The 14,130-nt window shown below is 52.3% G+C and carries 14 protein-coding genes; 12 read left to right on the plus strand and 2 right to left on the minus strand.

The annotated features are described in order from the left end of the window. The first annotated feature begins 30 nt into the window (after nucleotides 1-30). The 8 genes from atpD to AAV35_RS02355 all read left to right on the plus strand — a co-directional run bounded on the left by atpD (nucleotide 31) and on the right by AAV35_RS02355 (nucleotide 7,091). The gene (gene atpD / locus AAV35_RS02320) at nucleotides 31-1,425 is read left to right on the plus strand and encodes a F0F1 ATP synthase subunit beta (protein ID WP_008590458.1); all 1,395 of its coding nucleotides are present in this window, start codon (nucleotides 31-33) and stop codon (nucleotides 1,423-1,425) included. Between the two features lie 68 nt (nucleotides 1,426-1,493). Then, nucleotides 1,494-1,898 carry a F0F1 ATP synthase subunit epsilon gene (locus AAV35_RS02325; RefSeq protein ID WP_008590457.1) on the plus strand — a complete coding sequence of 135 codons (405 nt, stop codon included), beginning with the start codon at nucleotides 1,494-1,496 and terminating at the stop codon, nucleotides 1,896-1,898. Nucleotides 1,899-2,099: 201 nt separating this feature from the next. Beyond that, nucleotides 2,100-2,333 (plus strand): DUF1146 family protein, encoded by a 234-nt coding sequence (locus AAV35_RS02330; protein WP_008590456.1) that lies wholly within the window; start codon nucleotides 2,100-2,102, stop codon nucleotides 2,331-2,333. Nucleotides 2,334-2,599: 266 nt separating this feature from the next. Then, on the plus strand, nucleotides 2,600-3,895 hold the full coding sequence (gene murA / locus AAV35_RS02335; protein WP_040609438.1) for a UDP-N-acetylglucosamine 1-carboxyvinyltransferase: 1,296 nt from the start codon (nucleotides 2,600-2,602) through the stop codon (nucleotides 3,893-3,895). Between the two features lie 203 nt (nucleotides 3,896-4,098). Then, the gene (gene mreB / locus AAV35_RS02340; protein ID WP_008590454.1) at nucleotides 4,099-5,094 is read left to right on the plus strand and encodes a rod shape-determining protein; all 996 of its coding nucleotides are present in this window, start codon (nucleotides 4,099-4,101) and stop codon (nucleotides 5,092-5,094) included. 28 nt (nucleotides 5,095-5,122) lie between these two features. Next, nucleotides 5,123-5,944: a flagellar hook-basal body protein gene (locus AAV35_RS02345; protein ID WP_008590452.1), complete on the plus strand. Its 822-nt coding sequence runs from the start codon at nucleotides 5,123-5,125 to the stop codon at nucleotides 5,942-5,944. A gap of 49 nt (nucleotides 5,945-5,993) precedes the next feature. Further along, nucleotides 5,994-6,830 carry a flagellar hook-basal body protein gene (locus AAV35_RS02350; protein ID WP_008590450.1) on the plus strand — a complete coding sequence of 279 codons (837 nt, stop codon included), beginning with the start codon at nucleotides 5,994-5,996 and terminating at the stop codon, nucleotides 6,828-6,830. 18 nt (nucleotides 6,831-6,848) lie between these two features. After that, nucleotides 6,849-7,091 carry a DNA-directed RNA polymerase subunit beta gene (locus AAV35_RS02355; RefSeq protein WP_008590447.1) on the plus strand — a complete coding sequence of 81 codons (243 nt, stop codon included), beginning with the start codon at nucleotides 6,849-6,851 and terminating at the stop codon, nucleotides 7,089-7,091. Between the two features lie 14 nt (nucleotides 7,092-7,105). On the opposite strand, the gene AAV35_RS14295 is transcribed toward AAV35_RS02355, so the two are convergent. Further along, complete coding sequence (locus tag AAV35_RS14295; RefSeq protein ID WP_143023826.1) at nucleotides 7,106-7,252, minus strand: lmo0937 family membrane protein; 147 nt, start codon at nucleotides 7,250-7,252, stop codon at nucleotides 7,106-7,108. Nucleotides 7,253-7,363: 111 nt separating this feature from the next. Between AAV35_RS14295 and fabZ the strand changes: the two genes are divergently transcribed. Then, on the plus strand, nucleotides 7,364-7,786 hold the full coding sequence (fabZ, locus tag AAV35_RS02360; protein ID WP_008590444.1) for a 3-hydroxyacyl-ACP dehydratase FabZ: 423 nt from the start codon (nucleotides 7,364-7,366) through the stop codon (nucleotides 7,784-7,786). 50 nt (nucleotides 7,787-7,836) lie between these two features. Here fabZ and AAV35_RS02365 read toward each other — a convergent pair whose 3' ends face one another. After that, entirely contained in the window at nucleotides 7,837-8,727 is an 891-nt protein-coding gene (locus AAV35_RS02365; RefSeq protein WP_008590442.1) for a nuclease-related domain-containing protein, read from the minus strand. 360 nt (nucleotides 8,728-9,087) lie between these two features. On the opposite strand from AAV35_RS02365, the gene AAV35_RS02375 reads away from it, so the two are divergent. The 3 genes from AAV35_RS02375 to AAV35_RS02385 all read left to right on the plus strand — a co-directional run bounded on the left by AAV35_RS02375 (nucleotide 9,088) and on the right by AAV35_RS02385 (nucleotide 13,998). Then, nucleotides 9,088-9,705 carry a hypothetical protein gene (locus AAV35_RS02375; RefSeq protein WP_040609424.1) on the plus strand — a complete coding sequence of 206 codons (618 nt, stop codon included), beginning with the start codon at nucleotides 9,088-9,090 and terminating at the stop codon, nucleotides 9,703-9,705. 90 nt (nucleotides 9,706-9,795) lie between these two features. Next, nucleotides 9,796-10,932, plus strand: coding sequence for an efflux RND transporter periplasmic adaptor subunit (locus tag AAV35_RS02380; protein WP_008590436.1), 1,137 nt, complete (start codon nucleotides 9,796-9,798; stop codon nucleotides 10,930-10,932). After that, nucleotides 10,933-13,998, plus strand: a complete 3,066-nt coding sequence (locus AAV35_RS02385; protein WP_008590435.1) for an efflux RND transporter permease subunit — start codon at nucleotides 10,933-10,935, stop codon at nucleotides 13,996-13,998. Nucleotides 13,999-14,130 lie beyond the last annotated feature (132 nt).

Genomic DNA, 14,130 nt, shown 5'->3' on the forward strand with positions numbered 1-14,130 from the left:
GGGAGAAGTTAAGTTAGGAGGGAATAGCAGATGAGTGTTGGACGCATAACACAGGTTATGGGACCGGTCGTAGACGTCACTTTCGACGATGGCCAACTCCCTGATATTAACAACGCTCTCGTTGTGGAACGGGATGGCAGCGAAGATTTGACATTCGAAGTAGCTCTTCACCTCGGTGACAATGCTGTTCGTACCATTTCGATGGGCTCGACAGACGGAGTGCAGCGAGGACTTGAAGTGAAAGATACAGGCGGTGCAATCAACGTACCAGTAGGGGACGTAACGCTTGGCCGCGTATTCAACGTACTTGGTAACAACATCGACCTCGACGAACCGCTTGCGAGTGACGTTCGCCGGGAACCGATTCACAGACTGGCGCCTACGTTTGAACATCTGGCGACAGAAACAGAGATTCTTGAAACGGGTATTAAAGTCGTAGACCTGCTCGCCCCTTACGTAAAAGGTGGTAAAATCGGTCTCTTCGGCGGTGCCGGTGTAGGGAAAACAGTACTTATCCAGGAACTGATCAACAACATCGCACAGGAGCACGGAGGTATTTCCGTATTCGCAGGCGTAGGGGAGCGTACCCGTGAAGGGAACGACCTTTACTACGAAATGAAAGACTCCGGTGTTATCTCGAAGACAGCGATGGTGTTCGGACAGATGAACGAACCGCCTGGCGCCCGTATGCGTGTCGCGCTTACAGGACTTACGATGGCTGAGCACTTCCGTGATGAACAGGGGCAGGACGTACTGCTGTTTATTGATAACATTTTCCGTTTTACCCAAGGAGGTCTGGAAGTTTCCGCCCTGCTTGGACGTATGCCTTCCGCTGTTGGTTACCAGCCGACTCTGGCAACGGAAATGGGTCAGCTTCAGGAGAGAATCACGTCCACGGACAAAGGTTCCGTAACATCGATCCAGGCAATCTACGTACCTGCCGATGACTATACAGACCCGGCTCCTGCGACGACGTTCGCCCACCTCGATGCGACGACGAACCTGGAACGTAAGTTGTCCGAGCAGGGTATTTATCCTGCCGTGGACCCGCTTGCTTCCACGTCCCGTGCCCTTGACGCAGATATCGTGGGAGAAGAGCATTACAACGTTGCGCGTGAGGTGCAGCAGACGCTGCAGAAATACAATGAACTTCAGGATATCATCGCCATTCTCGGTATGGATGAACTTTCGGATGAGGATAAACTCACGGTTTCCCGTGCACGCCGCATTCAGTTCTTCCTTTCCCAGAACTTCCACGTTGCCGAACAGTTCACCGGTCAGAAAGGGTCCTACGTTCCTGTATCGGAAGCTGTGAAAGGGTTCAAAGAAATCCTTTCCGGTAAACACGACGATATTCCGGAAGACGCCTTCCGTCTTGTCGGCCGTATTGAGGACGTTGTAGAAAAAGCGAAGAACATGGAGTAAGTACAGGAAGGATGACAGGTGTCTCTTAAGCAGGCACTTGTTATTCCATTGCCGAAGGAGGTAGATCCATGAGCACACTAACAGTGAGTGTTGTTACTCCTGACGGCCCGGTATTAGAGGAAGATTTCAATATGGTCAGTGCCAAGGCGGAAAGCGGTGAACTCGGTATTTTGCCCGGTCACATCCCAATGGTAGCTCCGCTTACGATAAGCGCGGTGCGACTGAAAGGGGACGGCGATTCCCGGAGAATAGCTGTAAGCGGCGGATTTCTTGAAGTTCGTCCCGACAAAGTAACGATCTTGGCGCAGTCGGCAGAACTTCCCTCGGATATCGATGTGGAACGTGCCCGAAAAGCGAAAGAACGTGCGGAACGCCGCCTGAAAGAAAAACAGGACGATATTGATTTTCGACGGGCAGAACTGGCACTTAAACGGGCAATGAACCGTCTGGATGTATACAATAATAATTTTTAAACTGCTTTCCCGAGGGAGAGCAGTTTTTTTTGTTGCAACTTCTCTTCACATCCTCTAAGCTAATGAAATGACCGTGACCGTGTGGAACGGGGATTCTCTCCTCATCAATGCGGAAAGAAAAACATACACCCCCAAGAAAGAACGGGTACGTCCCGAAATGATTTACTATTTCCCGGGAAATGTCGAAGGAGGAAATTTACGATGGAAGATGTGTTTGTCCAGGAAGCACTGATGAGTATGACTTCTCACCTTATTTTTATAGTAATCAGCTGGTACGCTCTCCAGTCGCTGAATCTGGATGGATTGTTCCGGAAGGGGAAAGTGTTCGAAGCCAGAATACTGGTGATATTTCTTACGATTGCAATAGGAACGACCGTGAGCAGATTCTTCCTGGATTTTCTTTCGTGGTCTAATAGTCTCACTTATCTGTTTTGACAGAAAAGCGTTTATCAGAAAAACATGTAGGGAAATTGTTTATTAAACAACATTTAAAGGAAAAAGCAATTTTTACATCCCATCGCCAAATATCCCACTTTTAGCCCTTGCGCTTTTGTTGACAGTGGTGATACGATTAGTGTTGTTTTGTTTGTGTGAAAAAGGTCACTAATGTGAATTGAAGAAACTTTTGATGAAAATTGGAACTGTAATTAATGATGGGTGAATATGATAACTAAGAATCTCGACGCAGAGGAGAATGTATGGTGGAAAAAATCATCGTCCGCGGTGGCGGCAAACTGAACGGTAGTGTAAAAGTAGAAGGTGCCAAGAACGCCGTGTTGCCTGTGATCGCAGCAAGTATTATTGCAAGTGAAGGAAAAAGTGTATTGCATGAAGTCCCTGAATTGGCGGATGTAACGACGATTAATCAAGTCATCTCTCACATGAATGCCGAAGTGAGAACTTCCGGAAATACGGTGACAGTGGATGCGTCCCAGCCGCTTAAGACGGAAGCTCCTTTCGAATACGTGCGTAAAATGCGCGCTTCCGTACTCGTACTCGGCCCGCTCCTTGCCCGCTACGGGCACGCTAAAGTAGCTCTCCCCGGCGGATGTGCCATCGGGTCACGCCCGATCGATCAGCATCTGAAAGGTTTTGAAGCTATGGGCGCCGAGGTGACGGTCGGAGACGGCTATATCGAAGCGAACACAAACGGCCGTCTGAAAGGCGCGAAGATTTATATGGATTTCCCGAGTGTCGGTGCCACTGAGAATCTCGTAATGGCAGCAGCTCTCGCGGATGGAAAGACCGTAATTGAGAACGCAGCGAAAGAACCGGAAATCGTCGACCTGGCCAACTACCTGAACAAGATGGGGGCTAACATCGTCGGAGCCGGAACGGAAACGATAAAAATCGACGGGGTCGAAAAACTCCACGGTGCGGAACATACGATTATCCCGGACCGCGTCGAAGCGGGGACTTTCATGGTCGCAGCGGCCGTCACGGGCGGAAACATTCTGCTTGAGCGTGCGGAAGCGGAGCATTTGAGAGCCGTTATTTCAAAACTTGAGGAAATGGGCGTATCTGTCGAAGAAGAAGGCGACGGTCTACGTGTCATTGGACCGGAACAGCTGAAAGCGACAGATATCAAAACGATGCCGCACCCCGGTTTCCCGACAGACATGCAGTCGCAGATGATGGCGGCCATGCTGAGGGCGGAAGGTACGAGTGTCATTACGGAGACGGTATTCGAGAATCGTTTCATGCACGTGGAAGAATTCCGCCGTATGAACGCTAAACTGCGGATTGAAGGCAGAAGTGTCATCGTTGATGGCCCTTCGAACCTGCAGGGAGCGGAAGTCGAAGCGACCGACCTTCGTGCCGGAGCAGCACTCATACTCGCAGGACTCGTTGCCGAAGGTGCCACCCGTGTAACGGAGCTTCGTCACATCGACCGCGGTTACGTTGATTTAGCAGGAAAACTCGCAAGTCTCGGAGCAGATATAGAACGTGTTGCTGCCCCAAAGTCTGAGCCTCAGGAATCATTATCAACATCATAATTCATAACAAATCTGAAGCATCGCCCCCGTGGCGGTGCTTTTTTTCGATAATCTGCGGGTGGACGTTTATTTTTTTGGAAAAATAAGACGAAATTCTTTATATTATGATAAAATAATGGAATAGATGCGTTCTTAATATCATATAAACAGTCGCTCGGTTAGGATGGTTGTTCAGTATGGCAAGACTGGGAGGTTCTTCACTCATGTTTGCTGAGGAGATAGGAGTGGATCTGGGTACTGCCAATGCAGTGATATATGTGAAAGGAAAAGGGATACTGCTTAAAGAGCCCTCTGCAGTTGCGATGGACCGGAGAAAGGATGCCGTAATCGCAGTAGGTGAACCCGCACAGCGGATGCTCGGCCGTTCGCCGGAGCATATTGAAGTGATCCACCCGCTCAGGGAAGGGGTCATTGCAGATTTTGACACAACCGAAAAAATGCTCAGATATTTTCTCGAAAAAATAAAAGTTCAGCGTCTGTTAAGCAAACCCGGCGTGCTCATCTGTCATCCGGCCGATATAACGGAAATAGAGAAGAAAGCCCTGCTGGAAGCGGCAGAAAAAGCCGGCGGGAAGAAGATCGAGCTGGCCGAAGAGCCGAAAGTGGCAGCCCTTGGCGCCGGAATGGATATTTTTCAGCCCGATGGCAACATGATCGTCGATATCGGAGGAGGAACGACCGGGGTCGCCGTGCTTTCCATGGGAGAAATTGTGTCGGCCCGTCTGATCAGAGGAGCGGGGGATAAATTCAGCACCGATCTCACTACGTACATAAACAAACGATACGCTCTTCAGGCAGGGGAGCATACAATCGAAAAAGTGAAGAAAAATATTGCTATAAACGCGGACGCCGGTGAGAGCGATAATATACAGGTGGAAGGTCTTGATATCATCACCGGACTACCCCGGGTCATTACAGTCACTTCCGGTGAACTGACAGAAGCTCTCGAAGAGTCGCTCGGGATGATTACACGCACGATAAAAGCCGTTCTGGAAGATACACCTCCGGAGCTGACGACTGACGTAAAAGAACGCGGCATCGTTCTGACGGGGGGAGGAGCTCTGATGAAAGGACTCGGGGTCCGGTTTCGGGAAGAACTTAATATGCCCGTATTTGTCTCTGAAGATCCGCTTCACAGCGCAGCAAAAGGCGCCGGAATGATGCTTGAGGGTAATTTCAGAAGAAATAGAAGGACGTAAACTTAAAAAGGGAAGGCAGGGGAGGCTCATGCTTCGTGGATTTTACAATTCTGCATCGGCGATGGTGGCGAATCAGCGATATCAGGAGACACTGACCAACAATATTTCAAATGCAAATACGCCGGGGTACAAGCAGGACCAGGGAGTGAAACGGGCGTTCCCGGAAATGCTCATTAAAGAGTCGGGCCGGCTGCAGCTTCCTGTAAAAAGCGGCCTGAGCCTCCCGCAGGACCGGGGTATCGGCTCAATGCACACGGGAATGTATCTTCAGGAAACCGTACCTTCTTTTACGCAGGGGCGGCTCAGGGAAACAGGGACCGCGACAGACGTGGCTCTTCTCCAGAAGGGCGCGCCGGATGAAACAGGGTTCACGTTTTTCAACGTCCGGAATGAAGATGGTGAGACGCGCTATACGCGGAACGGAAATTTCACCGTGGACGGGGAAGGGTTTCTTACCACGAATAAAGGCAACTACGTACTGAACGCCGAAGGGAACCCGGTCCAGACCGGAGGCATGGAGTTTACGGTACGAAATGACGGTACAGTTGAAATAGACGGAGAAGAAGAACCTCTCGGCATTACGTACACGCCGGATGCTTCCCAGTTTATAAAAGAAGGGGGTGACCTGTTCCGGGCAGGGGAAGATGCTGTAACGGAAGAGGCCCGGGGGAAAGAGGATATGGAGTTCGAAGTCAGGCAGGGGATGCTTGAACGGTCGAACGTCGATGCCCAGGCCACGATGACCGAAATGATGAGTAACTACCGGTCCTTTGAATTGAATCAGCGTGTGCTGCGTGCCTACGACCAGAACCTGCAGTCGGCCGTCACCGAAATCGGCAGAGTCCAGTGATGAACTTACTGAACGGGAAACCGGGGAAGAATAGAGGAGGAGGGAAACTGTGGTAAATCGTGCAATGATGCAGTCAGCCGTAACGATGGGCCAGGTGCAGCGAAAGCTTGATATCATCGGACAGAACATTTCAAATGCGAACACGGCCGGATACAAATCCAGGCAGGCCGATTTCACTTCACTTCTCACTCAGAACATAGACAACCTGAAAGATAAAGAAGCTGCTGTCGGACGCCGGACGCCGGATGGAATCCGTCTCGGATCAGGTGCCCGGCTCGGACATACGAACCTCGATCTGAAGCAGGGGACGGTCCGGACGACGGACAGGGAACTCGATCTCGCGCTTTTGAAAGAGCGTCATCTGTTCCGTGTTCAGGTGCCGACGGAGGCAGGAAACGAAACGCAGTACACACGGGCCGGGAACTTTTATTTTTTGCCGGTGGAAAACGATCAGCTTATGCTGACGACGGGGGAAGGCCACCCGGTTCTCGGGGAGGACGGGGAGGAGATCCGCCTCGATAACGGTTTTGACGACTTCACGATCCGGGGAGACGGCTCGATTTCCGTGAAGAGAGGCGACCGTGAAGAGACGGAAGCAAGTATCGGTATCGCGGAGGCCATCCGTCCGCGCATGCTCGAGACAACGGAGGGGAACCGTTTCCGTCTGCCTGATACAGAGGCTCTCGGGTTTAACGAAGAGGAGATCCTTGCCGCTGTGCAAAATGAAGATCGCTCCGTCCGCAGCAATTCATTGGAGGCATCGAACGTGGATACCGGACAGCAGATGACCGGGATGCTCCAGATGCAGCGGGCCTATCAGTTCAACGCCCGGGCTTTATCGACGTCGGATGAAATGATGGGACTCGTCAATCAGTTGCGATCCTGAATATAAGGAGATTTATGTATGGTAGAAAATACGAGAAAGAACTACAGAAAGAATAAAACGAACGAAGCGAAGACACGGAACAAGAGACGGAGAGCACTCCCGATCTGGCTGCGTCTCATCATCGTCGTGCTTCTATGCCTGCTTGCGCTCGTCGTCGGGCTGATGATCGGTTACGGCGTCATAGGCGGAGGCAATCCGCTTGAAGTGTTCGACTGGTCGCTGTGGCAGCAGATCATCGATATTATGACAGGAGCAGAGTGACGGATCACTCTGCTCTACTTTTTCCCTGTGACCATTTGAATAAGTCTGATGACGATAAGTACGATGGCTGCGATGACGAGCAGATGAATGATAGCTCCAAGATCGATGACGAAACCGACCAGCCACAGTATCAGGAGAATAACTATTATTGTCCATAACATATCTTTCCACCTCCTTCTTAACGTTCTATACCCTTACTGGGAGAATCGGCAAACCTTTTTGCGTTCCACAGAAAACATACTTATAATGTAGGAAAAAAGGAGAGTGTACATATGCTTGATATTAATGAAATCAAAGAAATCATTCCGCACCGCTACCCGTTTCTGCTCATCGATGAAGTCGAGGAGCTCGAAGAAGGCGAGCGGGCGGTCGCTTATAAAAATGTAAGCGTCAATGAACCGTATTTCCAGGGCCACTTCCCCGACTATCCGGTAATGCCGGGAGTACTGATCACGGAAGCGCTGGCCCAGACCGGTGCTGTCGCTATGCTGAAGAAAGAGGAGAACCAGGGGAAACTCGCCTTCTTCACCGGCATCGACAAGTGCCGCTTCAAACGTCAGGTGAAGCCCGGGGATCGACTGAAGCTGGAAGTGGAAATCGTCCGGCTCAAAGGCCCGATGGGTAAAGGGAAAGCTGTTGCTTCCGTAGACGGCGAAGTCGCCTGCGAAGCGGAAATCATGTTCGCCCTGAAATAAAAGGAAGCGACCTCTCTCAGGGAGGTCGTTTTTGTTTGGAAAAAAACGGTTCACACGTAGTGTACACCCCGCCCTTGTCCTTTTTCGTTAAAATGACGAGCGAGCGCGCGTCTGATCTGTTTGTCGGAAGCGACGCGGCACCAATTTCGTGCCGAAGAAAGGGTGAGACGCATCTCCGGAAAGAGAAGACGGAATTCCTTCAGCGCTTCATAAATGAGCCGGCCCGCCGGGTAATGGTTGTCACAGTCCGGACAGAAGAATGTTTTGAACTGGCGGCACACGGGTCCGGCACAGCCCGGACAGAACAGATTTTTGTGCAGTTCCCCGTAGAGAACATCCTGTGTCGCAGACGGCTCTTTTCTGTGCAGGGAACAAAGCAGGTCCGCCAGTTTGTGGTGGGTGGCCGTCAGAACCCCGGCAGCAGCGTGACGGGTGATATGACTTTTCCACTGCGGGAGAAAAAGAAAAGAATCGGTTACAGGGGCATGGTACAGGAAGAAATGGGGGTGAGGGAAAACGACGTAGGCCCGGACCGGAAAAGAATATCCGTGTTCTTCGAGCAGCTGGTGCAGCAGGGTGCGGGCGCGCAGAAGCTGATGCAGGGGATTGAGGATCACTTTACCGCCGGAGAGTTTGAAGTCCCCATCCTCATACACGAACTCGCCGTTATAGTACTTCACTTCGTACAGGTAAATCGCATCCGGGCGGATGAGCAGCGTATCCAGCTGAAAGGTGGAACCGCGGCAGGTCAGCCGCAGGTCGTGAAGCTGAAGTGTCTCTTTGGACACGGTCCCGGTCATCCGATCGAAAAGCTGCTCCCCTTCCCATCCTTTCTCGAGCCGGCTTTTCTGCAGCAGTTCCTGCTCCGTCAGCGTTTTTCTTTTCTCCAGCGCGTGCAGAATCTTCAACTGGACCGGCTTGTCCCGTTTTTTTCTGATCAAATGCATCATCCTTTCTGTATGTTTCTTCATTATTATACCTTAAGGAAAAGGAATGAGTGCGGAAAGTTCGCCTGAAGCGTGGAATCGTGCCGTTCAGCTTCCCTTTTCCTGTCCGAAGGTCACGAAACAGCGGGAATCGTTACCTTCAGAGCGCCTGGTCCGGCACGAAGGGCACGATTACGGCAGAAACGTTACCTTCAGCGAAAAAATAAGCACCCGAAGGGCACGATTCATGCTCCGAACGGCAGAAATTTTGTCACAGCGGGGTAAATTTCCTAAATAGATTGGAAAAACCCGTGACCTTCTGTAAAATAGGGAACAGTAGAGGATTCGAAAACTAAAGTCGGGGTGAGAAAAATTATGAAATATCGTGCATCACAGGAACTCACATCAATGATCATTGGTGATTATGAAGAGTTGATCAATGCTATTCCGGAAGAGAAAGTCGCAGTATATCTGTACACGAACCGCATGTATCATTCTACATACGTGCCGGAAGACGGGCTGTACCAGTTTGTGTTCCGTCATTTTTACAGACTGGAGAATCCGAGCCTGACTCAGGACTTCAAGGACAGGTTCTTCGATCTGATGGAAGGCGTGCGCGGAGAGACGCGTCCGAATGTCTACCACATTACAAAAAGCCTGTATGAAGTGGCGAACCACAAGGGTGCTTACACGCTGCAGTTCCCTCTGGCGACAGCGATGCTGCACGCGATAAACCCGGCCTTCCCGCACTATGATACCCAGGTATTCAAAGCTTTTGATTTCTCATCTGCGTATCACCTGTCCGGGTTCTACAAGAAGATGAAGCGGTACATCGATCAGTACCGTCACATGTACGAAACGTACCAGAAACTGATCGATCTCGAAGAAATGCAGCCGGTGTTCGATCATTTCGATGAACGGTTCGGAGGGTATCAGCTTCCCGTCGAGAAAAAAATAGATCTGATCGTATCACAGCTGGGTTCTACGCTATAAACAATGATGAGCTGTCGCGTACAGGCGGCAGCTTTTTTTCTGATAAAATGAGAGCGTTTTAATATTTTTCACACTGAAGGAGTATGCCCCATGAAACGAGGAATTTTACTTTCGCTTTTGCTGATACTGCTGGCAGCCTGTTCAAGTGACGAAACGGAAGAAGAAAAGACACGGGTCACCCCGGTGGAAACAGAGGAAATAAGGGAAGGCACATTCACCGTGGAACGGGAGATCATTGCCCGGGCCGAGCCTTCTGCCACGTCCCCTGTCGTCCCCGGCGCCCCCGGAGAAATTACGTTTATCAGTGTGGAAGAAGGAGACAGCGTGGAAAGAGGCGATGCGCTGGCTGAAATTACTCCCGGCCAGGGAGAGTCTCAGGTGGAACTTCAGGAAAACGCACTGGCTCAGGCACGGCAGCAGCTGGATCAGGCAATCGCCTCCCGTGATGACGCGGAAGAAGCTGTGGAAAGAGCCAGAAGTCAGGAAGCACCGGAAGGTCTGAGCGGGTTACTCGGACCTTCAGAGCAGGAGCTCGAAGGCCAGGTAGCTCAGGCCGAACAGCAGCTCAGTCAGGCCAGATCCGCGGTGGAGTCGGCACGGCTGCAGGTGGAACAGGCGGAAATTCAGCTGGAGCAGGCACGGGAGCAGTCGGGACCGGAGACGCTCACCTCCCCGAGGAGCGGCGTAGTCACCTCCATACAGGGGAACGTCGGAGATATGGCTACGAACCAGCAGCCGTTCGCAACGGTAGTGTCGCTGAACCCTGCTCTCATTACTGCTTCGATTACGGCGGAACAGACATCTCTTTTCGAAGAAGGAGCGAAGTATCAGGTGGACGTGGAAGCATCCGACGAGCCGGTGGAAGCACAGCTGACGAATGTCGCCACCGTGCCCGGGGATACGGGACTTTACAGCGTGGAAGCGGAAATCTCCAACCCGGACGGTTCCATAAAGCCGGGCACGACGGCTGTATTTCAGCTGCCGGAGACGGTCGTCGAGAACACGACGATCATTCCTACGGAAGCGCTCGTTGAGACGTCGGACGAAACTTTCGTTTATAAAGTGGAAGAGAAGAAAGCTGTCAAAGTGCCGGTATCGGTGGAGTCCTCGCAGACGGAAGAATCGGCGGTCACCGGGGACGTCAGCGACGGGGACAGAGTCGTCACTTCCGGTCAGATCACCCTGACGGACGGGGCGGAGATCCGCATCATCGGGGAGGACGAATAGATGAAGCTCGTAAGGACGTCCATCAAACGCCCCGTCGGTGTCATTATGATCGTCGCTGCCATCCTCGCTCTCGGGTTCGTATCTCTCCGAAACCTGACGATCGATCTGTACCCGGACATCGATCTGCCGGTTGCGGTCGTGTCGACTTCCTATGAGGAAGCGGCCCCGCAGGATGTGGAACAGCTCGTCAGCCGTCCGATCGAAGGGGCGGTCAGCTCACTCGAAGGACTCGAAGTGCTGCAGTCCCAGTCCCAGCAGGGAGCCTCGCTTATTTTCATGCAGTTTTCGACGGGAGTGGATCTTGACAGTGCCCTTCTTGAAGTGAGAGAAGCGGTCTCCCGGGTGTCGGGAGTGCTGCCGGAGAACGCCGGGGAACCGAGCGTTCTGCGTTTCGACCCTCAGGCTCTGCCGATTATGACCATCGGATTGTCCGGGGATACGCCGGCGGAGCTTCAGCAGATCGCCGAAGACCAAATCGTTCCTTATCTGGAGCGGCAGGGTGGAGTCGCTTCGATTTCCGTCGAGGGCGGCCGTACCGAAGAAGTTCAGATTGAAATCGAAAGGGAAAAACTCGCCCGATTAGGCATCGATAGTCAGACGATAATCCAGACTCTGAACGCTTCCAATCAGGCGGCGACAGCAGGGTCCGTCGATAAAGGGGATAAGAACCTCCGTATCCGTGTGAACGGGGAATTCGATTCGATCGATGACGTCAAGAACACCGTCCTGACCACGGAGTCCGGAGATCGTCTGAAGCTCGACCAGATCGCCATGGTGGAAAAAAGGATCGAAGACACCGGGACTGTCTCGGAAGTGAACGGGGAGACGGCCGTCGTACTGTCCGCTCTGAAAAAGACGGATGCGAACACGGTGGAGACGGCTGAAAACATCCAGACCGCGATGGATGAAGTAGCTCCCGAACTGCCGGAGAACGTGGAGATGAAAACCGTGCTCGATACGTCGGAGTTCATCAAAGTTTCAATCAACAGCGTCATCGTGAACATCATTATCGGTGGTCTGTTCGCCGTCGCGGTACTGCTTCTGTTTCTGAAGAGTATACGGGCGACGCTCGTCATCGGAATCTCCATTCCGATCGCGATCATATCGACGTTCACTCTCATGTATTTTACCGGGGAGACGCTCAACGTTCTGACGATGGGCGGACTGGCGCTCGGTATAGGGATGATGGTGGACAGTTCCATCGTGATCCTTGAAAATATCGTCAGCTACCGGCAGCGAGGATTCTCGATGAAGGAAGCAGCGGAGAAAGGGGCCTCCGAACTGGCTCCGGCCGTTATCGCTTCCGCCACTACGACACTCGTCGTATTCCTGCCGATCATGCTGGTGGACGGAATCGCCTCCGAGCTGTTCACGCCGCTCGCCCTGACCATTTCGTTCGCCCTGCTCGCTTCTCTCGCCGTTTCGGTGACGCTTATACCTATGCTGTCCTCCAAACTTTTGACGAAAGCGATGCGCGACGGGAAGCGGAACTGGTTTGACCGGCTCCTTGGAAAAATGAACAGGGGATATCAGCGGGTGCTGAGGAAAGTGCTGAAATTCCGCAAAACGACCGTGCTGCTCACGATTCTCTCCATAGGAGGCAGTATAGCGCTCATCCCGCTCGTCGGAACTTCTTTCATCCCGGAATCCGATCAGGGGCAGATAGAAGTCGACGTTTCACTTGAGCGTGGGACATCTCTTGAAGAAACAGAAACCGTTACTTCGGAGATAAGCAAGCGTCTGAATGAGTTCAGTGACGTAGTCGACGTCCATTACCTGTCAATCGGCAGCGGAGAAATGGGGCTGGCCGGCGGCAGTGCTGACCGGGCCAGTTATACCGTACAGCTCGTGGACCCGGGAGACCGGGAGCGGTCCACGCAGGAAGTGATGGAAGATATGGAGAATGATCTCAGTGACGTCGTCGGAGCCGAGGTCGAAGTGACGGAGATGAGTGCCGGACTCGGAACCGGGGCTCCGCTCGAGGTGCAGATTAACGGCCAGGACAACGCGGTGCTGAACGAACTGGCAGAACAGATCGTGTTGATTATGAAAGATGTCGAAGGGGTAGTCGCTCCCTCCTCGTCGACGGAAGACTCCGAACCACAGCTCGACATCCAGGTCGACCGTAACAAAGCGAGCGGATACGGGCTTACGGAACAGCAGGTCATTTCACAGGTGCAGCTGGCGTTCCAGGGACAGACGGCCACCCGTTACCGTGAAGGCGGGGAAGAGCTTGAAGTACGTCTCGTCACGCCGCTCGATGAGAGTGCGGGCATCGCAGAACTGGAAGGTACACCGATATCGACAGCTTCTGGAGACACGGTTCCCTTATCCTCCATCGCAGAGATTGAACAGGTGCAGGGGCCGGTAGCGCTGAACCGGGAGAACCAGCAGCCGCAGGTGAACGTCACGGCAGATATTGGGGAGCGGGACCTCGGCAGTGTCACGGCTGATGTGGAAGAGGAAATCGACCAGCTGAACTTCCCGGAAGGCTATACGTATGAAGTGGGCGGACAGGCCCAGGATATGGAAGAGGCTTTCGGAGACTTATCTGTCGCGCTCCTTTTCTCGCTGTTTCTCGTATATGCGGTGATGGCCGTGCAGTTCGAGAACTTCCTGTTTCCGTTCATCATTATGTTCAGCCTGCCGGCGACTGTCGTCGGTGTAGCGGTCGGCCTGTTTGTTACCGGTCTCCCGCTCAGCATGCCGGCGTTCGTCGGAATAATTATGCTCGCGGGAATCGTAGTGAACAACGCCATCGTTCTCGTGGATTACATCAACATTTTGAGGCGGCGTTCGTACAGCCGGTACGATGCGATTCTCGAAGCGGGACCTAACCGTCTGCGGCCGATTCTCATGACGACGGTGACTACGGTGCTCGGCATGGTGCCGCTCGCTCTCGGAATCGGCCAGGGCGCAGAAGCCCAGCAGCCGCTTGCGGTGACCATCATTTTCGGACTGACGGTATCCAGCTTCTTTACGCTGGTGCTGATCCCGGTCGTCTATACGTATTTCGATGACCTCTCTGTTAAAATCAACAAATTTTTTCAGAAAAGAGTAGAATGAAGCTTTCCTTCACTGAAGGAAGGCTTCTTTTTTAAGACTATTAAATTTTATTTACAAAAAGGTTTTGAAGGTTGATAATAAAGGAATTATGGAGAGTGTGAAGGAATTCGCTATGCACGGATTTTTTGTGAA

Origin of the sequence: Salimicrobium jeotgali (assembly GCF_001685435.2) — a bacterium.
Taxonomy (GTDB): Bacteria; Bacillota; Bacilli; order Bacillales; family Halobacillaceae; genus Salimicrobium; species Salimicrobium album.